Genomic DNA, 26,743 nt, shown 5'->3' on the forward strand with positions numbered 1-26,743 from the left:
TGATTTTATGCTTTTCTCTAATTTTGCTTACAAGCAAGCATGGAACTAGGCACTGAAATTACTGGCATACCATTTAAAAATTTTGATAACAACGCGCGAGCCTCCTCTATCTCACTATCATCTTGGCTATCGGCAGCTACTGCAATAAGCATAGAACCTCTAGTTTGCTGAGTTAGGTGAGCCCAAGATTCAAGAAATTTAGCTTTTATAGGATTTATCGCCAATTGACCTGCAATATCATACCAATGCCAGACTACACGTACTGTATTAGCGGAACGCATTACAGTTTCATGAACCTGAAAATCGCTATTATCTAAAGAAACTACGCGATCATTTTCCGCTATTCGACGCCATCTCTCCTCATCATAAAGATGATTCTGAGAGCTAACAAGTTCAACCCCTTGGTGTTCCTGTGCGTAATAGATCACCAGAAGCTGCACCGAGTTGCCATCCGACAGATAGGTGCGACGGATACTTTGATCCATCTGTAGAAAATTGGGCTCCCATATATCTACCGGAGTCGAAGGACCCACCCAATTGTATTGCCCATTAGGAATGGATATCGCGCAATCAGTAGCAAACTTTTGGGGTTTTAATAGCGCACTGCTACCTACAGGGCCTACCCCCGCTATTATTAGGAGGATGATACTCGTTAGAATTAATTTTCTGATTAAATAAGGATTATTGTCTCTAACAGAGCTAGGCTGCTTTTTAGCTAATGAAACTCCACTGTTGTTGTGATTAATTTCACGCCAAAAAGATCCAATCCAAAAAAGTAAAAACATGACAATACCAAAAAAAATCCATCCGTAAATAATATGATCTACTCCGGTAGCAAGTTTCATATTACTTAGATGAGCCAGCATTATAATACCGTATGCACGAATACCGTTAGCAATAATAGGCACAATAACAGCGGCAATAATAAATAGCGCTCGACGCCAATAGCTATAATAATTCAGATAGGCGTAGAGCGTACCAAGAGCAACTGAGGCAATCAGATAACGCACGCCGCTACAGGCCTCTGCGACAACGAAAGTCCCAGATGGAATCACTAAATAACGCCCTTCCCAGTAAACGGGTATTCTACAGAATTGTAGGCCTTTAACAGCAAAAGCGGCTGTAAAATCTTGTAATGGTGGGATTAATGCTTCACCTAGAGGTACCGCAAAAAACAAATATGCAAGCGGAAAGGCAAGTGCACGCACCACCTTATCTCCAAGCATTCCCCATACCATCACCAAAAGCATAGCCATTAACAGTAGTTGTTTAGCAAATAGCACATCAGCAGCCTTAGCAAACAACCATCCTATGGTTAATAGCAGCATTGGTAACGCAGCAATGAGTCGAGGCCTTGGCTGAAGCTGACGAAGTATTTCCCGTCGTGTCCAAATCATATAGGCACTGATCGGGAAAACAAGCATACCATGGGCAAAAGTCTCAGAACGCCACCAAATAGCCGTGATAGAAGTTATAGTACTAAAATAAAGTAGCAATAGGCTTATAAGTGCTAGACTGGTAACTCCTGCCGCTAATGTCCAGCCAGAGACCCAATCTAATCGTTCTTTATATCCTTGCATCACAAAACTCATTGGTAACCTCCTCTAGCATGGCGACTATTGAGTAATTCCCCAAAACGTTCAAGATGGCTATTCCAGCAATAATTTTGCAGAACATGCCTCCGTCCAGATAAACCTGCACTAGATTCATCCCCATTTACCAGCAGATTTATTGTTTTTTCCTTTAATTCTTCAGGGGTTATACCGATTAGATAGCGACATATCTGTGGTAAATCAATACCTTCTTCAGCCTCCGGAGTTGCAATGACGGGCCGCGCCATAGCCATAGCTTCCAGCATTTTATTTTGAACCCCACGGGCAATACGCAGCGGTACTGCTACTATATAGGCATGGGCCAAATAAGGACGAACATCCGTAACCGTACCCGTTACATAGACCTGAGGATAAGCTGCAAGACGACGAACTGCCTTAGTTGGCTGTGCACCAACGATATAAAAACAGGCTGAAGGAACTACTTCCAAAATTTTCAGAAAAACTGATTTAACAAACCAAATAACCGCATCAACATTAGGGCGATAATTCATTGCTCCAGTAAACACAATGACTTGCTGATTAGACTCATAAGGAGAGGGATAATGTCGATCGGGTGAGAAAAAATCAGTATCAACCCCATTCGAAACATAAGCAACTCGATGGGCTACCTCTGGGGCTAAGCGACAAAATAGCTTAGCTTCGGCTTGAGAAACAAATACAGAAGTCTTTACTTGAGCAGCTATCTGTCGTTCAAAAGCCAACAATGTACGTGCTTCACGACGGTAGATCCATGAAAAAGGAGGCATAGATGCTCTGCTATAGATGCGCCACTTCTCTGAATCTACATCAACAAAATCCACTATAATTGGAATTTCCGGCGAAAGAATAGGTAGATACTGCGCCATCGTAGAGGAGAATATCACCACGCCTTCTAACGAGTACCGCATAGCAATATCTTGTACCCATTGTTTCATATGCCGATCTTCATAATAAGACAAGCCAAGAGGCTTCCCAATTATAAGCCCTTTCAAAGAGCGGGCTAGCGCTAACCTAGGCGATAAAGGTCGTAAAAACACCTCACCTGTACATAATTTCTGCAGATCAGTAGTATATTTCCAATCGGAGCCATCATCTACAAAAGCCCCCATATGTACACGATAGCGCTGAGCAAGGAAGTGCAATAAGTGATAGGAACGTATTTTATCCCCCTTATTGGGCGGGAACGGTATTCGGTGTGCAAGAAACAGTAAATCACCCATAGAACTATTTACCCAAGATTGCGTGCAATTCTAGGCCCTATCAACCAAGTAAGGGGAATGGGTAGTCGCTGCCAAGCTTTAACAAAGAAGCGATAACGTGGGTTAAGGGGATTTTTTTCTGGTATCTTATTGGCTTTAATCAGTTTATATTCATAGTGTAGCGGCTTAGGCTCAAACCCCCAATGAGTTTTAAACCGATAGGATCCCGTATTAAGCTTGCTACGCCCATAGTCAAACATCTGTATGCCTCTTTCAGAAGCCCGTCGCATTAGCTCCCAGTACATAAAATCATTCGCTTTAAAGTCCCTAGCGCTTGCAATCCCTCCTCCATAATAAGGAAGGACTTCATCACGAAAATAAAAACTCATCACACTGCTTACTGGACGCTCATTGTGAAGAATCGTCAACACTTCACAGCGATCACCAAACACCTTCTTCAGCACTTTAAAATAATATTTCGGAAAAACTGGCGTACCCAAATTGCGTACACTTTCAGAATACATACGAAAAAAACGTTCTATATTATCTGTATCAATTACACTGACTAATCCTGATTCTATCCCTTTACGCACTATCGCTCGTTGCTTACGTGGAATTGCTCCTAGATTTTTTTCTGGATCAGGATCAATAGGTTTGCGAAATGTCACATAAAGATCAGATCTAGGCCAATTTGGATAACGGGGCTGAAGATTACGTAGCTCCAGATAATCTACGCCTAAATGCCAAGCTAACCTGCCGGCAGCTGCTTCTAAAGCTTGACAAGCTTTTTCAGATCCTACGGCTCCCCCATAAACACAAAAAGGTGTTGATATCAGCGCATCTCCAAATAATCGGCTACGAACGCGCCCTAAAGGCAATATCCCTATAATTTTTCCATCCTCTTCTGCATAAAAATAATAAGTTTTATGCTGATAAACTTGCTCAAGCACTTCTCTCCAGCCAGCTAAGTGGAAAAAGGTTGCCTCTGGATGAGCCTCCACAAACTCATCCCAGCGGATTTCTTCTGCTTTAGTTAAAGTGCAAACCCTTAAAGAAGGCTCTTTGCTTTTTTGAGCTATAGTATTAATCATCTGGATTTAAATTTTTGATGCAAACACTCGATCCATGCGATCCCATTGGAAATCTTTTAGCAATTGTAATAATCGCTGCTCCATATGCTGGAGATTAAGATAATGTCGAACACGCGTTTTTATATTAATTCCTTGCTGACGCGGTTGATCAGGATCGATTTCCCAAGGATGGAAATAAAAAATACTGGGCTGATTATCATGCTGATTAACTCTACGTAATGCCCAGCGAAATAAATGATAGGGAAGAAGACGAAAATATCCTCCTCCTCCACAAGGAAACTTATAGCCAAATATCTCTACGGTAGTTACAGGAATCTCAAGAATAGGGGCTTGTGTAGATCGAAAGGCAAAACGAGGCGCTTCCGGCATACCGTAAAGATCATGGTAGATGGGGTAAATGCTCGAACTATAACAATAGCCTACTTCTGCTAATACCTCATGTGCCCACAGATTATCTCGACCAATAGAATAACTTGCTGCACGATATCCCACCACTGGAGTACCTGATAGATCTTCTAATAACTTTCGGGTACGCAATACATCTTCTCGAAAGCTCTCTTGATCCTGCGCGGTTACTCTTACGTGGGAAAACCCATGGGAGGCAAGCTCATGGCCTGCGGTTACAATACGCTGTATCAGAGCAGGATAACGCTCAGCTACCCAGCCCAACATAAAAAAAGTACCATGTACCTCATGATCCGCAAAGAGCTGCAGTATCCGGTCCGTATTTTGCTCAACACGGCATGGCAAGGAATCCCAAGAACTACGGGTAACCACCGTTTCAAAAGCGGATACCTGAAAATAATCTTCCACATCCACCGTCATTGCATTAGTGATTGGGTTGAGTTGTTCCAAATAAAAACTCCCTAAACAGTACCTACTAAGAATAGATGAATAACATTAGCAATTCTCTCGTTTCAAAATCACTCAGAAGTCTTAATTTTTATGCCTATCCCAAGATAAAACCAAAACAAGAGAGCATCTCAGCGCTCGATATTTTTCTACTCCTTCTCCTTATAGATAATGCTATCAGCCATCAAGGGGTACAACCATCTTAAAGATATGTATCGGCTTTAATCATCCAGACATGAGCTTTAATCAATAGTTATTTAATAACTCATTTCAGAATCGCATAAATACCATAGCGGTAACCATATTCAAATTAAAATTACGACTAAGGTCATTCGGATTATTAGCATTTGTAGCTGTGCTCTGATTACTTCCCGCCCCACCTCCTTGCCCATAAACATACTCCAACATTAGGCTCACATCTGGACCGAGTCTATGTCCTACTCTGAGAAATGCATTCCATAGATTAGTGCTACCCATACCAGAGTTCTCAGAGGAAGAAGGAGGTATCGAAGGAGAGGAAGAGCTTAAAAATTCGGGAAAAGAAGCATGCATCAACATACCTCCAAACATAATATTGGTCTTCCGAGAAAAATTCCAAGCCACAAATGTGCTCCCACCTTGTAATTGTTCTTTAAAACCATTTCCTTGAAATTGGCGATCTACATCAAATCCATCAATCATAAATCGGATTTTCTTGGTTAGCCTATGGGACCAGAACAATATAGTATTCGTGCTTAAAAAGGTTTCTCCCGCCAGAGATAGAGACGGTAAAGTGATAATTGGCCCGCTATTTGTCGCTCCGGTCTGTGCAAATAATAGCTGATCAAAGGTAAAAAGCGCCTGGCTATAACTGGCTCCAAAAGTATTACGCTTTGTACTATAGCGAGCCGTGACAAAACCCGTAGTGCCAAAAAAACGCTGCCCACCACCACCCGAAATAAAAGTTCTACGAGTTGGCTGATAGGAGAGTCCTACCGTCCATAGTAGCCCGCTGTTTAACCTATTTCCAATACCTCTCTGAAAGCTGTTATCCTCGTAACCCGCTATTCCAAAAAGTGACACTTTTTGAAAAACACGCATTTGACCCCTAAAATAATTCATATCGAACTGAGTGCTCGGCTCATTACCATTATGATGCAAATAATATTGGTTAGTGAAAAACATCCAAGTAAAACGGTTAAAGCTTGGACCACTTTGAATCGTTCCATTTACCCTATCTGCGCTGGTTCCAGATAAATTCGCTGGAGCCACTAGAACCTCTTGGCGCCCATAATTTAATCGGAATCTAGCGCTATCTCCCCATCGCCAACAGCCGGAGACCATTGGCTCCGCAGTCAATACAGTATCGATATTGTTGGCACCCGCTACATTTCCTGTTCCACCAAACCCACCGCCCATGCCACCACCGCCCATGCCACCCATACTCATGCCGTTGCTACCACAGCTTCTGCCGCCAAAGCCACCGCTCATACCCGTCATACCCATACCGCCCATACCGCCCATACCGCCCATACCGCCCATACCACCAAAACCGCCTCCTCCAAAACCGCCTCCTCCAAAACCGCCTCCTCCAAAACCGCCTCCTCCAAAACCGCCTCCTCCAAAACCGCCTCCTCCAAAACCGCCTCCTCCAAAACCGCCTCCTCCAAAACCGCCTCCTCCAAAACCGCCTCCTCCAAAACCGCCTCCTCCAAAACCGCCTCCTCCAAAACCACCACCACCAAGCCCACCTAGACCACCAAGCCCACCGCTGCCAAGGCCGAAGCCGCCACCACCAAAGCCAAAACCACCTTCACCGAAACTACCAAAACTACCTAATGGCGTACCAGTAGATAAGTTAAATATCTGAAAAGCTGACGTTCCAAAATTGAAAACGAGATGATTTTTAATTAACTCTGCGCCCGCTATGCCAAAAAGCCGATGAAAAATCCTATCTGTACCTTCGTTATCAAATATAAGGTTTTCCATAAAGTAGGTTGCCCCTATCCGAAACCGCCCGCCGCTACGGCTAAAAGATAAGCCTGGTATAATTTGTGTAATAAAATTGCTTTGGCCCCCACCCGATGACAGGGAAGCGGAACTATTTAAATAAGTCTCTCCTGTAACCAGCATAGGCCTAAATCGCCATTTTCCATTAGCAGTTTGATTACCAGCAGCAGGAGCTGCGGTTGCATTAACTGCTGTTTTATTAGCAGGAGCCTGATTAGCTGGGGCTGCATTAGCAGAAATACTAAAAAATAAAAACCCTGCACCTATAAAAAGACCAGAGTAATCCTGTATCCGCACCAAAAAATTCCTTTATAAGCAAATGCCTGATATCAAGTCCATCATGAATAATTATAATTATTAGAGAGTTTACCGTAATATGAAGATCCCCATGGTCGCTTTCCTTTATTCATAATCATCCAAACTGATTTAGTTTCATCTAAGTGGGAAACTGCCTCTTTAACAGCAGTCTGTGGTGTACGTCCAGATTCGACAACTAGCACTACTTGTCCTACGAGATGAGCTAACACGCTAGATTGACTAGTAGCAAGCAAAGGCGAGCTATCGATAATAATAATCCGCTCTGGATAACGTTTAGCGATATTATTTGCAAGGGCTGCCATCTGGTAGCTAGCAAGCATCTCTGTTGATAAGGGATGGGGGCGCCCTGATCCTACAACACGAAGATTAGCGATATTGGTACGTACCATCACATCAGCTAAATCCACACTACTCTCCATAAGTACTTCCACCAAACCAGATTTCTCTCGAATGTTAAATATACGGCTGAGCTCTGGTTTAATCATATCTGCATCTATTAAAAGCACAGTATGATCGTACTCCATGACTATACTCATGGCTAAATTAATTGCAGTAAAAGTTTTCCCCTCTCCTGCCAGTGCGCTGGTCACGAGAATTAAATTGTTATGCTCATCGGCTGGGAGACTGCGATCAAGAGCTCTTTTTAAAAGAGGTCTTTTTATCCTACGATACTCCTCTGCAATTTGGCTCCTAGGATCATCTGGCGTAATAAAGCCTTTTTCGCTAAGTATTTTCAGGTCTAAATCCACAAAAAATCCTGTCTTTCGACGATTAGATGATACCTGAGCGCTGGCCAACTTGCGATCCACTGCATCCAAGGATAAGGGATTTACCGTAGGGGCAGCTCCTTCGCTACTGCTACTAGCTGTCCCTATCTGATTCATTGCTTTTTCGATACTATTATTCATAAGGTATTCCTTGGTTTTTCTTTTCGTCAGCCTATCTGCAGTAGCTCGGAGGGTTCATTTTAAGTAGGGTTTATTTTAAAAAGCTTCTTAGGGTTTAAAGATTATTGATAAGAGGGGTAATACTTGCAGTCTTAAATAAATTCTTCTACTGGATCCTACTCAATTTAGCCCCTCCTCACGCTCTTTGATCTTAATAAAGCACTTTAAGACTCAATTCTAAGCTTAGCATTAAATTATTTTTGAAGCGGCTTTCTTCAGGAAGGAGTGGATAAAATCTGAGTTTATAAATCTTCATACTTACCTTATTAAAAAATACAAGATAAGCCAGCAAGAAAAACACTAATATTATAGTGCTTTTTCACTTTGAGCGATTATACGTTATGGTATTGTTATACGCTCTACGGATTAAAAATGGTTAAGAAACCAATTTCTTAACCATACTGAATAATTGAATATTAAATAAATAATTTGCTATTAATAATCCATACCCAGCTACAAGAACACCCAACGCAGAAAAGAAATATATTATATCAGCTCGCTTTTTTCGTAGATCACCACCTGATATCGCTACTGACACGATTCCTAAAACGGGAACTCCAGTTGTATCTTCTAAGTTTTCACGAGTGTAAAAAACCAGCTTTAACTGAGATAGAAGAAACGCAAAGGCTGCCCCAGCACCTATAGCGACAAATAAAACTGCTGTTATTAATAATGGCCGTTTTGGACTAGAGGGTATCACTGGCTCAGTAGGAGGATCCACGATCCGAAATTTAACATTTTCCGGCGACTCATCTACATTTCCCCCTATCTTTGCTGACTCCCGGCGAGCAAGTAGTTGCTCATAATTTTTTTTATAAACCCCATAATCTCGCGTTAAAACAGCTAACTCCACTTCCACCTTAGGGATAGTATCCACAAGTTCCCGCAGATGAGATACGCTCTTATCTAAGGCATCAATTCGAGCTTTCTGTGTCGCTATCTCGGCATCAGCTTCAGCCAAAGAAACCTGCATTTGCTGATAATAAAAATTACCCGCTAGCGGAGAAAGATTAATCTCTGGCTGATATTTTTCTGCTTCACCCCCACTAGCATCATTCATTTTATTGTTAGCTGAATTTTTCGATGGAGATTCATCTTTTTTCCTACGTAACATCGCAATTGTTTCTTTAAGCGCCGTAACATCTGGATGTTTATCTGTATACTTAAGTAATGCCTCATTTAACTGCTCTTGCAGTAATTGAATACGCATATCACCAGCCCCGGTAATAGAGCCTATAGGATCTTTAATTGAGCCAGCCTCATAAGAAGAGCCAAACCCGATAACTGGTGCCTCCCCACCTAATTGACGCTTAATTGCTTCCCTACGGCTTTTCGCTATATTAAATTTGGTATGAGCGTCCTCTAGCTTCTCCAGCTCTCCTTGTAATCGCTGATAATAATCTCCTTTTTCACTTGGCATTAACCCCACATGCTCACGTTTAAAATCCATTAACTCTTTTTCGGAAGAATTAAGTAATTCTTCATATACTTTTATCTGCTGTTCAATAAACTGCCTAGCATTAGTACTATCGCTTTGGGAAGATCCCAACGTTTTTTCTACAAAGATATTTAATATGGATTGCACTACACGTCGAGCAAGCTGTGATTCAGAAGCTTCATAAGAAATTTGATATAAATTATCTTTGCTTACTTGCAGCTTGATAGCTTGTTTCAGCTCCTTCAGCAGGATTTCTTTCTCCTTTGGCGTTTTAATCGATAAATCCATGTCCGTTTGTTGTATGACTTTGTCTAGGTTAGGCTGACTTAATAAAGTCTGAGTCATAATTGAAAGACGCTGCTCTACATTAGGCTGAACTGCTAAACCACTTAGAAGGGGGCGTAATAAAGATTCAGTATCCACATAAACACGGGCTGTAGACTCGTATTTATTAGGCATATGAATTACATATGCCCAACCCACGATAGCAATTACCCATGCCCCTAAAATGCCATACCAACGATAATGTTGGATTCCACACCAATAGCCATATATCTGTGACCAAATCTTATCCATAGCTTATTCCCTAAAAAAATGACTCCGGAATAATTAATATATCGCCTGGTAACATTTGGATATTAGCCGTGATATCTCCACCCTTAACTAAATCATCTATCCGCACTCTAAATTGTCTTGTTTTGCCATTTACAACCCGTACAAGGGTCGCACTATTACCTGAAGCAAATTCTGTAAGTCCGCCTACTGCGATCATTACATCTAACAGACTCATATTTTCTTCATAACTCAATGCTTGAGGATCTGTTGCTTCGCCAACAACCCGAATCTGTTCTTTAAAGCGGCCAACAAACTCGCTTACCATAACCGTAACAATAGGTGTTCTTACATAATTGGACAGAAGTTTTTCTATATCACGAGCAAGCTCAGTGGGTGTTTTACCACTTGCCTGTAGATCATCAACTAAAGGTGAGCTAATACGCCCATCAGGGCGAACAACAATACTGCTTGAAAGCTCTTGATTTCCCCAAACAAATATGGCCAACTCATCCCCAGGACCAATCACGTAATAAGGAGATTCACCCTCTTGAATAGCGACAGCAGGGGCCAGTGGTCTAGCGCAGCCATAAAATAAAGTACTCATTGCAACTATTCCAATAAAAAACATGGGTGAGAACCAGAAAAATTTACGAGCTTGAGGGTACATTATTATAATTAACCTTATCTCTTAGTTTGCGAGAGCAATATCCTTTAATTTTATAACTATAAGAATAAAAACTATGTATTCCTATAATATTTAATTTCAAAACTAATATTATTGGCTAATACTTTGATTACTTTATTTAAAATTAAGATACTGAAGATGTATATGTTACGAGGATTATGTATGGCAGATTAAGACTAGACTCTTCTCCTTACTAGGAAAATAGCTTATTCACATCAGATAATTATCAGTTCATACTATATTTTATCTCATAGCTTTTTATTGAGTATAAAGACTCAATTACTTCCCAAAACAACCTTATAAGCACAACAGTAGATAAAATCTCTATCCCTAATAATCTAGGATTTTTTGACCCTATATATAATCGACCTGGGCTTATATCTATACTGCCAAATCTATTTATAATACCTATCAATTCACATGCAGCTAAATGGACTTTTTACATTCGATTCATCCTTCTTTAAAGATACGGCGAAATATTATACATAAATAGAGAGAACAGCAGCTAAGCAACTTAAGAAATACGCAATTAGCAACACTATTAAAAATTATAAATATTTAAAAAACTACTTAACTTAACTAGTTAAGGCTTTAATAAAAAAACATACAGCAGAATATGAATCTAGAGCACATTCGGCTAGATTATAGTTAATTTCTACACCTATAGTGATAAATTTTCGTCAAGCTACGCCGATATGCTCGTAGATATATTCTATAAGTTTAGTACTGAGGCCACCTATGTTTAATAATTTATCAACAAACCCTATCGCGCTCTGCTTATTATTATTAACCGCTACACTCTTATCTAGCTGTGATAATAGCGCTAACCTTACTCCTGAGGAGTATATTTCCCGCGCTAAAGCGTATCAAAACAAAAACGAAATGAACGCAGCTATCATTGAGCTAAAAAATGCACTACAAAAAGCGCCCGATAACATACAAGCCCGCTGGCTATTAGGTAAAGCCTATGTAGAGATTAATAATGGCACCGCTGGTGAAGAAGAATTACAACGATCACTTAAGCTGGGGCTTACCCCACTGGATGCTGCTATCCCACTTACTCAAGCCAGGCTTTTACAAGGAAAATTTAAGGAGGCCATCGATCACTTAGCCGATTATCCAGATGTATCCAATCTATCTAAAGATGAGCAGGCACAACTACTAACACTGCAAGGAAATGCTCATTTTGGGCTAAATGATCTGGGGAAAGCAGAAAAATCCTATAGCTCTGCTCTAGCTATTAAAGCTGATGAATCAAAGGCTATGTTAGGAGAAGCACGGGTTGCAATGGTTCAAAATTCTTTTGATGAAGCCCGAAAATGGATTAATAAAGCCCTCCAAACCACACCTAATTTCGCACCCGCTTGGACTCTGTTGGGTGATTTAGAACAGTCTCAAGGAAATACTAAGGAAGCTGAACAGGCCTATGGAAAGTCAATTGCCCAGCAAAATAACCTTGATGTTCTGATTAATAGAGCTTTAATGCGTGTCTATCTTAATGATTATGAAGGAGCAACCAGTGATATAGCCACCCTCAACAAGCAGGCACCTAATCATCCAAACACGGGTTATGTTCAAGGACTCATTGATCTTCAGCAGAAAAGATACACTGAAGCTCAAATCAATTTTCAAAAAATGCTGAACTATAACTCAAACTACATGCCAGCTCTTTTCTATTTAGCGACTGCTGAGTATATGCAAGGCCAAACTAAACAGGCTGAACAGCATTTAACTCAATTTCTAACTCGTCTTCCCCAATCCGATCCGGCAGCAAAACTTTTAGGAGAAATACGTGTTAGAAAAGGAGATTACGCTGGGGCTAGCTCCGTACTTAACGATATACTGGCCCGAAACCCTAATGATGCACAGGCATTAACCTTAATGGGGGATGCTGCTCTAAGGCAAGGAAAACCTAAGGAAAGTGTCGATTATTTTCAAAAAGCGGCTATCCAAGAACCTACATCTGCTTCGGCCTATATGAATTTAGGGATAGGTTTAGGGCTTTTGGGCGCGCATGAACAAGGAATAGAAGCGCTGAAAAAAGCAACAGAGTTAGGGCCTCAAACGCCGCAAAACGATTCTCTCTTAATTATAGGCTATTTACAGGCTCATGAATTTGATAAAGCTATCATAGCCAGCCAGCAAATGCGAGAGAAATATCCAAATAGCGCAATCCCCCTAAACTTAATAGGTGCTGCTTATCTTGGAAAAGGCGAGGAGGCTAAAGCTAAAGACGCTTTCCATGAAGCTCTAAAGATTACTCCCGGTGATTCCAGTGCTGCTCACAATCTTGCTAACCTTGAAATTCAAAAAGGTAACCTTAAAGAAGCGGCTGCTTTATATCATCAAGTGTTAAAGTATAACCCTGACGATGCTCAAACTCTGATACGGTTAGCTGCCCTTGAACAACAAGAGGGAGATATTCCTAAAGCTAAAGCATTAATTGAGCAAGCTATGGAAAAAAACCCTCAAGCATTGGAACCCAGAATCCTGCTTGGAGAATACTACCTTCGAAACAAGCAGCCCCAAAAAGCCTTAGATACCCTCTCGGACATACAAAATACTTATCCGAATAACCCAGCCTTAGTAGCGCTCACTGGAAGAAGCCAATTAGCTCTAGGAGAATCTAACGTCGCTTTAAAATCATTTCAGAAATTGGCTAAGTTACAGCCAGAATCAGCATCGGCTCATTACGAGCTAGCACGCGCCTATAATGAAACAAAACAACCTACTAAGGCCCGACAAGAGCTAGAGAAAACGCTAGCCTTAGATCCAAATCATCCGGAAGCTAGGTTTGTTATGGCAAATATATTCATACGTGAAGGAAAGCTAGAAGATGCCCAGCAGCAAACCCAAATGCTCAAGAAAATGAACCCAGATGCACCTCCGGTGGCAATTCTTGAGGCAACAATTGCTCTGCAACAAAATCATCCCCAACAAGCAATAGAAATCTACCAACAAGCAAGTAAACGCTTTCCTAATAGTAACTACTGGCCTCTTCAGCTAGCTAAAATTCAGCAGCAAACAGGGCAATCAGAAGCTAGCTTAGCGACTTTGGAGGCTTGGCTTAAGACACATCCAGATGATTTTCTGGTCAGATTCACTGTAGCCAGTAACTACCTTTTCCTAGGACAACACGATCAAGCACAATCACAGTTCACTAAGCTGTATGAACAGGCACCAGAAAATGTACCTGTGCTCAACAATTTAGCTTGGCTTACCCGTAAAGAGGATCTAACAAAAGCATTAGGATATGCCCAGCAGGCAGCAAAATTAGCACCGGATAATCCAGAAGTCATGGATACTTTGGGTACTATTTTATTAGAAAAAGGTAATACCCAAGAAGCGCTGCGGTTATTTAAAAAAGCAGCCGACCAGCTGCCTCAAAGCCAAGATATTCAATTTCATTTAGCCCAAGCGCTTATTCAAACTGATAGCGTGGAAAAAGCAAAGAAAATACTACAGAGTTTATTATCTAATGATCAACCATTTCTAGAGCGTGATAAGGCGCAAGCATTACTTAAAAAATTAGGAGGGTAACTTATTATATAATAGCTGTTACTGCTCTCCAGCCCAAATAAGTTGAGGACAAGGGTTTCGTTTGAGAATTACTAAAGCTTTTAGCAGCTTAGATTTTTCTTACTTTCCCTTGTCCTCTATACAAAGCTATAGCTATTATTTTATTGACCGTCGCATGGATCTAACAGGTTCTGTTTCACAATAGCCAATGCGTAATAACATATATAAAAAGCTATCTGTAATGTTTAGCTCAGATTGTAGCTGACTCTTCAAGTCAGTAAGCTGCTGTGATAAGACCGGCGGGATCTGTTTCTCCCTTAGTCGATATAATTGATCAGAAACCACAAAGATAGGCTGAATACTTAAACCAAGCTCATTTAATCTAATCCAAATTTTTTCCATCAACTGACCGGTCTTAATGGCCGACTCAGTGTCTAATGGGGCAATCAGCCCCACTAAGGCTGAGGAATTTTTAATATTTGCAACCTCCATTTTTGCAATCAGCTTATAGGCACCAAATTTATTTAAAACCCTCATGCGCGCCCATGATCTTATAATCCTCAGAAAATACTTACCGCCAAAAGGTAACCCAAGCGTATTTACATCTAACCCTTCGTTAGCAGAGACTTCCCTAGGCGTAAACTTAAGGCTTTGGCCAAACCATTCATGAACACTGGGTGTTTGAAAGCGAACCTCAGAAGCAGCCCGAATCCATTCAGACCATTGATTTAACTGTTCTTTCTTTTGAAATAATAAAACTTGGCAAGTAGCATTAGAGAAGCTTAACATCTCATGGACAACCCTATCGGGTAACGCTTTTTTAATAAAGGGTAAACGGTTGGTACACCTCGTAAATAACGGGTGAGCTCTAGCATTTTCTGGAAGTCCAGTAGGCATCCCAGCAAGATAAAAGACTGCACATTTCCCAGTCTCTGAGCATAAACAATCACTATAATCAATTTTTACACTAATCCAGTTTGCTGCCTGAAGAATATTCTCTATAACAGCGCCAATAGCCAGCAAAATGGCAGGGTGGTATATATCAAAACAACTGGGTTTTATTTTTTTTAAGTCTATAAATAATTCAATACTTTGCTCGCTTAAAACAAATTCCCAAGGCTGGGAATTATCTGCTGAGGGCGCAGATTGGCCAGCGCTAGCTAAATATTTGATGAGTTCAGGTATCATAATTCTAAAATCCCAATAGTGTTTTTAATTATCTAGGATAGTCGTGTTTAATCTTAGCAAAACACTCGCTCCAAGACACAACATAAGGAATTAAAATAATGACACCTCAACAACCTTTGGACGATCTAGATCTTGACTCATTTTTCTTAATTTTCGCCGGACATAGCGCCTTTCAGCTCCTTTGGGCAGGGGTTGAGCTTGGGCTTTATGATGTATTATCAAAAACCCCGGAAAGTTCTTTTGACGACATTTCCTATGCCCTTCATTTGGAACCGCAACCTACCCGAGTATTGCTCACCGGTTTAACTGCTTTGCGGGTTATCAAAAAAAATAATGAAAAATACACCAATGCAGCACTAATTGAGGAAATACTGGTAAGCGAAAAACCAAACTCATTTGCCCCTGTTTTAGGCTGGCAACGTTATATTGTCTACGAGGGGTTAATTGATTTTGTTGAATCCCTTAAAAAAAACAGTAACATCGGCCTCAATCGTTTTCCTGGACAAGGCAATACTCTTTATGAACGCCTCGCCAGCGATCCCTTTAGAGAAAGGGTCTTTCAAGACGCTATGAGCGCTTTATCCCATCAAGCTAATTTCTGTCTACACAATTTAGAAGCGCTAAAAAACATAGGACATATCGTGGATGCTGGCGGGGGGGGGGATGGCACAAATGGGATTTCACTCTGTAAACACTACCCCAAAATAAAGGTCAGCATTTTTGACTCTGAATCAGTGTGTAAAATAGCTACACAGCATATTGAAAAAGAAAACTTATCAGAACGTATAAAAACATGGCCAGGTAATTTCCTCTATGATCCTTTTCCAGAGAATATAGATGCGGTTCTATATGCCCATATCTTCACCATCTGGTCGCCTCAAACAAATTTAGCCTTATTGAAAAGAACCTACGAAGCCCTGCCTAAAGGCGGGAGTGTCATTATTTTTAACATGATGGGCGCTGACGATGATAGTGGTCCCATCAGTACTGCCCTCGGATCACCCTATTTTCAAGCAATTGCAACCGGTGAAGGGATGCTCTATTCAAAAGCTGATTATGAAAAATGGCTTAAAGCATCTGGTTTCTCAATTATCGAAAAGCATGATCAACTCCCACTTAATCATGTAATACTGATAGGTAAGAAATAAAGCAAAAATATTGAATAGGTAAAGCTCATGACAAATTTTGATTATGATACCGCTTTTATGAGAAACCGAGGGTTTATTAGCCTCAGTGAACAGCAAAAACTTAAGCAAAGCCGAGTAGCGATTGCTGGATTAGGAGGCACTGGGGGTGCTCAATTAGCGGCACTGAGCCGACTTGGAATAGGGCGCTTTAATCTTGCCGATCTGGATGAATATGAGCTGAAAAACTTTAATCGCCAGTATGGGGCCACTATGAAAACGCTGGGGGAGCAAAAAACCACTGTAGCTCAAAATATCGTGCAGGATATTAACCCCGATGCATGTGTAAAAATTTTTGACAGTGGTATCCACTCTGGCAATATAGAGTTGTTTCTTGAGGAGGTGGATATTGTGGTTGATTCACTGGATTTCTATTGCTTTAAGGAACGATTTCTTCTTTATGCTGCAGCCAAAAAGAAAGGCTTATGGGTATTGACCTCCCCTCCGCTGGGTTTTGGTTTTACGTTACTGTGCTTTGATCCAACCGGAATGGGGTTTGAAGAGTATTTCAACTTTAACCCTCATGACAGTGAGTTTGAGTTATCGGCAGCATTCATCGCTGGGCTTGCCCCTAAAGCCTATATGTTTCGATACCTCGATCAAGCTGGGCTTGATATCGACAACCACCAGTTACCCTCTGTTTCCCCCGCCCCTTTTATAATTGCTGGCGTGATTGCGACCCAAGTGTGTAACCTGCTCTTATCCAAGGTAAAACCGGTAGCGGTGCCTACTGTCATTCAATATGACGCTTTACTTCACATCTATAAAAAACACCAGCTTAGATGGGGAATGAAGGGGCCACTACAACGGATCAAAAAAATGATCTTGCAGGCTAAGCTACGTAAAGCAAAGCCCCACTAAGCTAAGCTTAGTAGGGCTTTATATTAGTAAGATAAAAGCTTACGTATGTTACGAGCTGGCGTTATGCTTTTTTACGACGCACTGATGAAGAAGCCGCTAGCCCAAGCAAACCAATGCCTAATACCGCTAATGAGCTAGGCTCAGGTACAGTTTTCAGAGTCAAGCTACCACTGACCGCATAACCATTAGTTGCGCCACTATTAAAGATACTCCCTAAAGAAATAGGGTTATTACCTACATTGCCCAGCTGGCTACCGCCAGTCGCCTGTAAAAATCCCGAGCCAGAACCTGCTGTAATTTTTTGCAGTGATCCACTATTGATAAAAGATTGCAAGACAACGTCTTGGGTACCGTTGCTACCCACCAAACCCCCAATAGGAGCGCCAACAGCACTTAAAAAGAGGCCTGTTGAAGTACCTGTGATAGTGCTCTGATCCTGACTAAAGCTACCCGTTGGCTTAATACGGCTATTAGAAGTATAGATATTAAGCGCACCACCCGTAAACAAAATTTCAATAGGCGCAGTTGTTCCGCTTATAGTATCAGTCCTAAAGCTATCAAAGGTTATATTCAGAAATTCGCCACCATCACCAGACTGCCACACCGTATTACCATTAACGTCATTAATGGCATTTACATACCCTACGCCCTCAAGCATATCACCCATCTGTGTAACAGGTCCCTTGCCATCGGTAGCCGCTGTTCCTTCATAAATAGTTGAAACTGTAAAAGAGCCGCCTTTGGGGATAGAAGGAATAGCCCAGCTCACATTAGCCCATAAAAAAGCGTTGGCAAGGACAAGAATAAGTTTAGTTTTAAAGCTCATTGCATTCATGGTATTCAATCCTCGGAAAATGAAAGGTAATAATACTTATGCAATAGATAGGCCAATATTAAATTTTAATGATAAAACAATAAGATATAAATAATAGAAAATTCTAATGATTTTATTTAATCCTAATATGTAAAGAAACATGACAGTTAAAACCCTGCAAATAGAGTAAGAAAGTAATTTTACAGCAGAATATTTGTATTTAAACTATTGTTTTAAAACATAAAAATAAAAAATAAACCTACCTATGGCTACTCAAAAAATAATATAAAATTTTTTGACACATACCGCAGATATCCCACCCTATTTATGTTACTATGCACTTGAAAATTAGAGACCTATCTGGCTTTGCAGATTAAGATAAAATCGGCAGCTGCTTTCTAGCAGCCACTATTAGCTGGTTTTAGTAAGGCTCAACTATGAGAAAGGTAATTAAATGATTTTGAAGGTTTGAGTATTAAACAAGTACCCTGCCCAAACAAAACAGCGATTAATAGCAGCCTGTATCAATTCAGGTGGCGATGCTTTCTTATTTATTCATATAGATATCACGATAGAGAAGTTACATTTAGATTTGTATAACTAACTGTAAAAGGAAATACGTCTTGTTAACAATATCAACTAAAAAATATAGCCAACCCTATAGATATTCTCCTCTACTAGATTCTGTCTTTTCAAAGAATTATCCCTGTCTTTGCACTTAAACCATAGCCGAAGCACAGTGCATTTCTAGTTTAATTTAAGAAAACCGATGAATCCTAGTTATCCACTATGAGTAGCCTATTAAGCTGCTCTAGTTTGAATAATCAGGATTTTAAGCATCTTATAATTCATCAGGTGAGAGAGAAAAATCATGCATATTTCCACTTATCATCCGCGCAGCTTTCAGCAAACAGCTAATAGTAACCTAGAATTATCCCGTATCCATAGATTTTTTTTACAGCATTTTGAGGTACTAGAAGCCAATAGCTCACCTCATCTATTAAATGAGGTGTATACTTTACGCTATCAGGTGTATTGCCTTGAAAATCCTTTTGAGGAGGCTAATCGTGTCTATCGCCAAAAAGAAAGGGATATATTTGATGAGCATGCTTTACATATCCTGATCCGCCATAGAAATACGGGCGAATCTATTGCAACTGCTCGACTAGTACTCCCTAATCCTTCTAATTCTCGCTATCAATTGCCCCTCGAACTTCACTGCACTACCCTACGTAAAGCCGCCTTAAAGCATTTAAGAAATTCAACAGTCTATTCACCCGCAGAAATTTCTAGGCTTGCAATCTCAAAAAACGCTAAACAGCAGATTATAGATACGCTTCCAAAACTGATAGGGCATATTAGAAAATTAACCGACAATCAGACTTATTGGAGTCGCTTACTTCACTCCCACCTGACCTTAGAGCTGCTGGCGGCTGCAATGAAATTGAGCTATAAGCATGGAATTACTCACTGGTATTCACTTGCCACACCAGCACTCATCAGAGTTTTAAATCGCTTTGCATTTCAACTTACCCCTATTCATCCCGTCATTGAGCATCGGGGCAAGCGCTATCCATGTTTAAATAATTTAAAAATCTTATTGGCACATACCTACCAAGAGTGCTCCGAAGCTTGGAACATCTTAACCAGCAACGGTGCCTTATGGCCTGATTCTATCCATAACGTGCTATCAGAATCAGAGGAACATGGAATTAAACCCAGCTTATCTGAGCTGTTTTTTAACCATAGTAAAGCGCCTGTAAAAAGTATGGCTTTAAGCTAAATTTACCCAAAACGCTGGGTAATAATAATTACAATAGCCTATTTTCTAAATTTTTATAAAACTGGATAAGAAGAGATAAGAGCATTGTATTACTCTAAATCAGTGAGCTTAGTTTCCCAATACTTGTATAACTTAGTGAATATTCCAATTATCTATAACCTAAGATAGCTACTATGCTTCTTTAGCTACGCATCTCATATTTATCCAGTAATGCATATAATGTAGGGCGGGTGATTCCAAGCAACTCAGCAGCCCTTGATAAATTGCCATTTACAATAGCCACCGCTCGGGATAGGGCCTCACGCTCACTATGCTCCCGTATTTGGCGTAAATTCAATGATAAATTTTCCTGCTCTACTGAAATGGATAAACCCAAATCTTTCGCCGTAATACGGCTACCCTCTGCCATTACAACAACCCGTTTGATGCAATTCTCAAGCTCCCGCACATTACCAGGCCAAGAATATCGCTCAATGGCGGTCACAGCATCATCGGTAAAACCTCTAATCGCTTTACTATAAGTTTGTGCAAAGCGATCAAGTAAAACCCGAGCAATAGCTACCGCATCACCTAAGCGCTTTCGTAAAGGCGGAAGGGTAATAGTAATTTCAGAGATTCGATAATAAAGATCTTCTCGAAATTGGTCTAGGCTAATAAGCTTTTCCAGATTCTGATTGGTTGCGCAAATAACGCGAGCATTTACTGGAATCTCCTCCCGCCCCCCTACTCGTTCAATGACTCGCTCCTGTAAGAATCGCAACAGTTTAGCTTGTAGACCTTGGGGTAAATCTCCAATTTCATCTAAAAATAACGTTCCCTTATCAGCATATTCAATCTTACCGCGGTTTTGTCGAACAGCGCCGGTAAAAGCGCCTTTTTCGTAACCAAATAGCTCGCTCTCTAAGAGATTTTCTGGAATAGCAGCGCAATTAATAGCTAAAAAAGCCTGATTATTGCGATGACTCATTTTATGTAAAGATCGAGCAATGACCTCTTTCCCAGTACCACTTTCACCTAAAATAAGCGCAGTCACATCTGTAGGGGCAATTTTCTCAACCGTATGGCAGACTTTCATCATCTCGGGACTAACCGCAATAATCCCCTCTAAAGGAAACCGATCGGCCCGCAAACACCGATTTTCCATCTCTAGCCCATAAAGCTGATAAGCTCTATCAATGATGAGCTTAAGCGTGCTTGGATCAATAGGCTTTGAATAAAAATCATAGGCACCCGCGCCTACTGCCCGCACTGCATGCTCTCGGCTATCGTTCCCAGTAATAACAATAATTTTGGTATAAGGCGCAATAGTTAAAATTTCTCGTAAGGTTGCCATACCCTCACTAACCCCACCAGGATCTGGTGGCAAACCAAGATCTAAAGTCACTACCGGTAGCTCATGGCGACGCACTAGCGCAATAGCTCCTTGACGATCTTCCGCCGTTGCAATTTCATAATCGGAAAATGACCATTGCAATTGCTTCTGCAATCCAAGATCATCTTCCACAATCAAAAGATTTTTTTTATCGCTCATGAAACCGCCTTTTTCAGATCTGTTATCTGGCTTTTCTCTATTTTACTTTTAGGCACTTTCAATATAAAACAGGTTCCTTTACCTAGGGTGCTATGAACCTCCATTTCTCCTCCAATGGTGTGAATATATTCCCGGGTCTCAAAAACACCAATACCCATACCTGTCAGCCCCTTAGTACTATCAAAGGGACGAAATAAGCGCTCCCGAATAAATGCGGAATCCATACCCTGGCCAGTATCTTCAATTTCTATTTGAATCCATTCTTTTTTATCCTTTATTCGCAAAATAACCCGTCCTTCAGCAGACGTAGCTTCTTGGCTATTCTGAATCAAATGCCCTAAAACAGCACCGAATCGATCTCTATTAGCATGTATATTAAAAATAATCCCCCCTTCCTCCTCTAGCTCTGGCAATGGCTGGCGAGCAGCGTAACGAATCACCAGCTCTTGGGCTAACATTCCTAAATCAAAATGCTCCTGCTGCTCACTCTTACCTGCGCTACGAAGCTGACTCATAAGCCGTTGCATACGTTTAACCGCATGCTCAATAGTTTGTAGTGCATCATCAATAAACTTTGGATTATGCTTATGATGGCTAGCATTACTTACCAATAAAGATAGCTGGGCAATTAGGTTTTTTAGATCGTGGATCACATAAGCAGAAAAACGATGAAAAGCAGCAAATTGTTGAGCTTCAGCCAACTGCTTGGCAGCTTCTTGATAGGCTAAATGGCTAGCAACTTGCCTACCAACAGTACGCAAAAGATCCCGATCTTCCCAACCTAAAGTGACCCCAGCCTGAGATCGGGCTAAAACTAAAAAGCCAATCAATAGCTCCCTATGAATCAAAGGAACAACAAGCCAGAGATTTTTAAAGTTAGCAAACCAAGCAGGCATAGCTACAGTATGAGCCGCTGATCCTTTGGCTCCTTCTTCTATGATCCACTCTTGTTCGCATAAAAGGGAAATAAATGATGAATGCATAGACTCCGAAATACTTTCAGGAAAAGGAAGATTCCAACTATAAATCGGCACATAATGCTTTTCCTTTAGCTGCCATAAGATTCCTGCTGGACTCTCTACAATCTGAGCCATTGCTCGAACAATGCGTTCCCCTAGAGGAGTTGAAGAATCCTCTGACAGTAAAGTAATCAGGCGCAACCATTGATCGCGATAATCATATTTATAGTTAAAGAAATGCTTACTAATAAAAACCCTTAGTTTAGCCTTTAATCGATCAGAAGAGAGTAAGGATAAAAATAGTAATCCAGCCGCAAAGAAAAATACGGCTTGAGCTAAAACTCCCCAAGATTCACCAAAATAACGAACATAATAGCCAGCGCTGGCCATGGCTAATAAATATAGCCCTGCCCCTAAAAAAGTAGCAGTATGAAACACCATCCATCGAGACACATAAACATCAGGTGACCATTGAAGATTACGCGCTGCTGAAACCGCGATAAAAGGAACCACTATGGCATTTACTAACCCACGAGCAAACCATACCCCAGCATCGATTGCTTGCAATAACAGAGCGTCCGTGTAGAGAAAAAAATCATAAATAAATAACCCGCCAAGACCTAGACATAGGTATTTAACTGCCCATCGCTTCTCTCGGGGAACAGATCGTAGTAACTGCTCTACCAACATTAAACCAATAATGGCAAATGATATTTGCCCTATCAGTACAGTTTTATAGTTTAGGAGGCTAGCGAAATTTCCTGATAGAAAAAACTCCCCTAACAATATTCCTATTTGTAAGGAGACTAAAATAAAAATTAGTAAAGCAGTTCTACGAGCAAGGCTTTGAATTTTATAATCAAAGCTAAAACCTAGCGCCTGAAGAAGAAAAGCATACCAAGCACCATCTCGAAGAGTCTCCATGATTTGAACCCAAGGAGGTAAAAAATCACTCACATAAGAAGCATAGGCTGAAACAGCAAGCCATACCGTATTTATTCCCACCGCAGCTAGCAGTAATCCACCTGAGCGACTCTGGCCACGATAACCAATCACGAGCACTATAAATAGCACTGTAAAAGAGACCGCGCCTACACCATAGCTAATCAGTCCTAGATTAGTGCCCATAGCATGTATTCATAAGGGTAGATTTAGCGAGCGCCTTTCCCGATAACCACTACTTCAATGGTTTGTAACAAGATCATAAAATCTAAAAAAAGGCTATAATTCTTGACGTAATAAAGATCGTACTCAAGCTTTTCAAAAGCATCCTTTTCTGTACTGCCATAGGGATAACAAATCTGAGCCCACCCTGTTAACCCCGGCTTGACTCGATGCCGCTCGCTATAATAAGGTATTTTTTTAGCTAAAATTTCCACAAACTCTGGTCGTTCAGGCCTTGGCCCTACAAAGCTCATCTTTCCTTGAAGGATATTAAAAATTTGTGGCAGCTCATCGATTCGTGTACGCCGCAACCATCGTCCAACACGAGTAATACGAGAATCGCCACTGGTGGCCCAACGGGCTTTTCCATCAGACTCTGCGTTTTGAAGCATCGTACGGAATTTAAAAATATTAAAAAACTTACCCTGCTCCCCAACACGGTATTGACGATAAAATACGGGGCGACCACTTTCAGTTAAAATCGCGATTACTGCAAATAGCATTAGCGGCGAGCACAAAATAAGTAGTACCATGCTGACAATCACATCAAAAATTCGCTTACTCACTTGCCGTGAAAAATCACGATGAAAGCCAGTGGAAAATACCAGCCAACTGGGGTACATCACATCGATCTTTATTTTACTAATTGTTTGTTCAAAAAAATCAAGCACATCTGTAATGTCAACTCCAGCTAAGCGGCAGCTTAATAATTCATCTACAGGGAGATTCTCTTTACCCTCATCGGCTGCAACTACGATCTCATCAATACCTTCACGCTTTACATATTGCTGCAAAGAAGGCTCTACCTCAATTAATTGCTCATTCGGAATCAGAACTGACTCCCCCGATAAAGGAGCGTAGCCCACAATATCAATTCCAAGCCGATCAGATCGGCGACGTAGTGTCGTACCGATGGACATAGCTCGTTTACCCGTCCCCAATATAAGAAATCGCCGCTTCAGGCCCTTTATTTCCATTATGTAGGCAAAAAGCTTTCTAGCGAGCAATAACGCAGAAAGGGTAATCATAAAACTAAGCGCAAGAATACCTCGCCCCATATAAAATTCAGGTACTATATAAAAAGCGGCTACCATTACTAACCATGAGGCTAACAGTGCTACTATCAAACGGTTGAAAATACCAACGAATCCATAGCGCTGACGACGACGATAAAGCCCAGATGCAATCAGAGAAATAGCTACTATAGCTGTGTAACCTACTGCCTTAAGCCATACAACTCCCAGATTTTCTTCGATAATCTGATGTTCCCCAGTAAAACGGATATAGGTTGCTAACCAAGGACTAGAAAACAAAATAATTAGCTCAAAAAAAGCAAGGATCAAAAAAGCGTCTTTAACATAATGATTGAAAAAGCGAACAGTATTCACTTTTATTGTCCTATAGGTTGATAATAATCATTTCTCTTCATACGAAATTTTAATACCAGCAATATTTTTCGTACTCAGCCTAGAAAACTTGAATTAATTTATAAATAACCCTAACTAATAAAACCTAGCTATCAAGTTAATCTGGTTTTATTCTAGGAGGTTAATTACAGCACAAATACCTAAAAATATATCCCCAATCATAAGGTAAAAATTGGTGCTCGCCCACATTACTTTCAATACGCTTGTCTATTCATTGGTACTGAGTTATCGATTTTAGATAATAACTACATTAATCACGAACTATTAAAACCATCCTCTTTTTTATGCTTAAACTGTGATCTATTTCTCATATCAACTTTTATTAAAAAACTTTAATAGATGTACTATTAGAATAGATTTCAATTTTTATCTTTTATTAATTATGGAAATATCCCCTAGGTTGAGTGATCTAACCCCCTTTATCATCATAAAACCCTTGAATATTTATTGCCCCGGATTAAAGACTGGCTAATTAATCAATAAAGCTAAAGAAAGCATTTATTGAACCGAATCCCCTTATCTCAGGAGGGGCATATGAATAAGCAAGATCGACTAAAAAAAGCAATAGAGAGGGGAGAAGTATTAAAAATAATATATTACGATGGAGGTCAATCTGGGGTTTTTAGATATATTTCACCACTTCAAATCGAGAATGGAAAAATTAGATCACACTGCTATTTATCAAAAAATATTAAATTTTTTAATATCAATCAGCTTACAATTGTAGAAAAAAATAACAGCTCAAAAATTAAACTATGGAATTCTGATTTTAAAGAAAACCTCTACTATGAATCTGTTTCTGATTTCATTAACAAGGAAATTATTACCCTTACTCAACTTGGGTGGTATATCGCCAATGATAAAGATCAAGTTTTTCTATATAGTAAACCTAATAACAGGTACTTATATAGCAATAACTATGCTGACATATGGTTAGTGCAGCAAAAACACATAAATAAATTAAAGATTAATAACCCTAATGGGATGCCAGTATATGGGGCTAATAAGAAAATGCTTTGGGATGTTGGGGGTAGAAATCGGAATACTAAGACTTATAAAATGTTAGATAAAGCAGCAGGTCAATTTATGAATCTGGCTAGATTACTTGCCCCCAAATTAGAAGACATGATTATTTATGGCAATTAAATTACTTTTAATAACAATAAAAACTATAATTCTTAGTAAATTGTTATTCTTTAAATATTTTAAGGCTTGTATAGATATGTATATAGATAGGATTGGCGCGCCCGAGGGGACTTGAACCTCTGACCTTTGGCTCCGGAGGCCAACGCTCTATCCAACTGAGCTACGGGCGCTTTAACCTTAAAAATAATACCTGTTTCTAAGCTTGTCGTCCACGTCTCTAGCAAAAAGTTTATTTATTAACAAGTTTTTATATCACTAGGATTAGTAAAATCTGATTTTTATCAGCTTAAAAGTATTTACTGCTATCTATAAAAATTCTGATGTAGATGCATATAGATCTCATCAAATAAATTACTGAATTTTTTAATGACTTTGCCTAAAATACTCATCATTTAAAATTTAGATGCAAAAACTCATAGCGCTACTCAAACAAAATAGGGTAGCTACGATTAGTATGAAATATTTGTATAACAGTAATTTATAAAGAGAATTAATTTATCT

Annotated in this window: 18 protein-coding genes and 1 tRNA gene; 5 read left to right on the plus strand and 14 right to left on the minus strand. The window is 40.2% G+C overall.

Translation table 11 applies throughout. The features are described from left to right. Positions 1–17: 17 nt before the first annotated feature. From xrtA to TAO_RS06345, 8 genes are all read right to left on the minus strand, one after another. Positions 18–1,592: an exosortase A gene (gene xrtA / locus TAO_RS06305; protein WP_096527119.1), complete on the minus strand. Its 1,575-nt coding sequence runs from the start codon at positions 1,590–1,592 to the stop codon at positions 18–20. Next, complete coding sequence (locus TAO_RS06310) at positions 1,589–2,812, minus strand: TIGR03087 family PEP-CTERM/XrtA system glycosyltransferase (RefSeq protein WP_096527120.1); 1,224 nt, start codon at positions 2,810–2,812, stop codon at positions 1,589–1,591. The genes xrtA and TAO_RS06310 overlap by 4 nt, the downstream gene beginning before the upstream one ends. An 8-nt stretch (positions 2,813–2,820) precedes the next feature. After that, positions 2,821–3,882 (minus strand): FemAB family XrtA/PEP-CTERM system-associated protein, encoded by a 1,062-nt coding sequence (locus TAO_RS06315; RefSeq protein WP_096527121.1) that lies wholly within the window; start codon positions 3,880–3,882, stop codon positions 2,821–2,823. A 6-nt stretch (positions 3,883–3,888) separates the two neighbouring features. Further along, the gene (locus TAO_RS06320; RefSeq protein ID WP_172419107.1) at positions 3,889–4,707 is read right to left on the minus strand and encodes an XrtA system polysaccharide deacetylase; all 819 of its coding nucleotides are present in this window, start codon (positions 4,705–4,707) and stop codon (positions 3,889–3,891) included. A 297-nt stretch (positions 4,708–5,004) separates the two neighbouring features. Beyond that, the gene (locus TAO_RS10175) at positions 5,005–7,020 is read right to left on the minus strand and encodes a TIGR03016 family PEP-CTERM system-associated outer membrane protein (protein ID WP_231910610.1); all 2,016 of its coding nucleotides are present in this window, start codon (positions 7,018–7,020) and stop codon (positions 5,005–5,007) included. A gap of 41 nt (positions 7,021–7,061) precedes the next feature. Further along, a complete protein-coding gene (locus tag TAO_RS06335; RefSeq protein WP_231910611.1) occupies positions 7,062–7,949 on the minus strand; it encodes an XrtA-associated tyrosine autokinase in 888 nt (295 codons plus the stop codon). Between the two features lie 415 nt (positions 7,950–8,364). Further along, positions 8,365–10,002: an XrtA system polysaccharide chain length determinant gene (locus TAO_RS06340; RefSeq protein WP_096527125.1), complete on the minus strand. Its 1,638-nt coding sequence runs from the start codon at positions 10,000–10,002 to the stop codon at positions 8,365–8,367. Between the two features lie 10 nt (positions 10,003–10,012). Beyond that, a complete protein-coding gene (locus TAO_RS06345; RefSeq protein WP_231910612.1) occupies positions 10,013–10,585 on the minus strand; it encodes an XrtA/PEP-CTERM system exopolysaccharide export protein in 573 nt (190 codons plus the stop codon). 819 nt (positions 10,586–11,404) lie between these two features. On the opposite strand from TAO_RS06345, the gene prsT reads away from it, so the two are divergent. After that, positions 11,405–14,206, plus strand: a complete 2,802-nt coding sequence (gene prsT, locus TAO_RS06350; protein WP_096527126.1) for an XrtA/PEP-CTERM system TPR-repeat protein PrsT — start codon at positions 11,405–11,407, stop codon at positions 14,204–14,206. 135 nt (positions 14,207–14,341) lie between these two features. On the opposite strand, the gene TAO_RS06355 is transcribed toward prsT, so the two are convergent. Further along, positions 14,342–15,373: a hypothetical protein gene (locus TAO_RS06355; protein ID WP_096527127.1), complete on the minus strand. Its 1,032-nt coding sequence runs from the start codon at positions 15,371–15,373 to the stop codon at positions 14,342–14,344. 98 nt (positions 15,374–15,471) lie between these two features. Here TAO_RS06355 and TAO_RS06360 point away from each other — a divergent pair, with 98 nt between their 5' ends. Both TAO_RS06360 and TAO_RS06365 read left to right on the plus strand, forming a co-directional pair. Continuing rightward, the gene (locus tag TAO_RS06360; protein ID WP_096527128.1) at positions 15,472–16,521 is read left to right on the plus strand and encodes a methyltransferase; all 1,050 of its coding nucleotides are present in this window, start codon (positions 15,472–15,474) and stop codon (positions 16,519–16,521) included. Between the two features lie 27 nt (positions 16,522–16,548). After that, a complete protein-coding gene (locus tag TAO_RS06365) occupies positions 16,549–17,418 on the plus strand; it encodes a ThiF family adenylyltransferase (RefSeq protein WP_096527129.1) in 870 nt (289 codons plus the stop codon). A gap of 61 nt (positions 17,419–17,479) precedes the next feature. Here TAO_RS06365 and TAO_RS06370 read toward each other — a convergent pair whose 3' ends face one another. Continuing rightward, positions 17,480–18,253: a PEP-CTERM sorting domain-containing protein gene (locus TAO_RS06370; RefSeq protein WP_096527130.1), complete on the minus strand. Its 774-nt coding sequence runs from the start codon at positions 18,251–18,253 to the stop codon at positions 17,480–17,482. Positions 18,254–19,103: 850 nt separating this feature from the next. Between TAO_RS06370 and TAO_RS06375 the strand changes: the two genes are divergently transcribed. Beyond that, positions 19,104–20,015 carry a PEP-CTERM/exosortase system-associated acyltransferase gene (locus TAO_RS06375; protein ID WP_096527131.1) on the plus strand — a complete coding sequence of 304 codons (912 nt, stop codon included), beginning with the start codon at positions 19,104–19,106 and terminating at the stop codon, positions 20,013–20,015. Positions 20,016–20,196: 181 nt separating this feature from the next. Here TAO_RS06375 and prsR read toward each other — a convergent pair whose 3' ends face one another. From prsR to TAO_RS06390, 3 genes are read right to left on the minus strand one after another with little or no spacing between them, the layout of a single operon-like run. After that, positions 20,197–21,546: a PEP-CTERM-box response regulator transcription factor gene (gene prsR / locus TAO_RS06380; RefSeq protein ID WP_096527132.1), complete on the minus strand. Its 1,350-nt coding sequence runs from the start codon at positions 21,544–21,546 to the stop codon at positions 20,197–20,199. Then, complete coding sequence (prsK, locus tag TAO_RS06385) at positions 21,543–23,633, minus strand: XrtA/PEP-CTERM system histidine kinase PrsK (RefSeq protein WP_096527133.1); 2,091 nt, start codon at positions 23,631–23,633, stop codon at positions 21,543–21,545. The genes prsR and prsK overlap by 4 nt, the downstream gene beginning before the upstream one ends. Positions 23,634–23,656: 23 nt before the next feature. Next, positions 23,657–25,057, minus strand: coding sequence for a TIGR03013 family XrtA/PEP-CTERM system glycosyltransferase (locus TAO_RS06390; protein WP_096527134.1), 1,401 nt, complete (start codon positions 25,055–25,057; stop codon positions 23,657–23,659). 573 nt (positions 25,058–25,630) lie between these two features. Here TAO_RS06390 and TAO_RS06395 point away from each other — a divergent pair. Next, positions 25,631–26,242 carry a WYL domain-containing protein gene (locus tag TAO_RS06395; protein WP_096527135.1) on the plus strand — a complete coding sequence of 204 codons (612 nt, stop codon included), beginning with the start codon at positions 25,631–25,633 and terminating at the stop codon, positions 26,240–26,242. Positions 26,243–26,335: 93 nt separating this feature from the next. Here TAO_RS06395 and TAO_RS06400 read toward each other — a convergent pair. Further along, positions 26,336–26,412 (minus strand) — tRNA-Arg (locus TAO_RS06400). Positions 26,413–26,743 lie beyond the last annotated feature (331 nt).

Source organism: Candidatus Nitrosoglobus terrae, from assembly GCF_002356115.1.
Taxonomy (GTDB): domain Bacteria; phylum Pseudomonadota; class Gammaproteobacteria; order Nitrosococcales; family Nitrosococcaceae; genus Nitrosoglobus; species Nitrosoglobus terrae.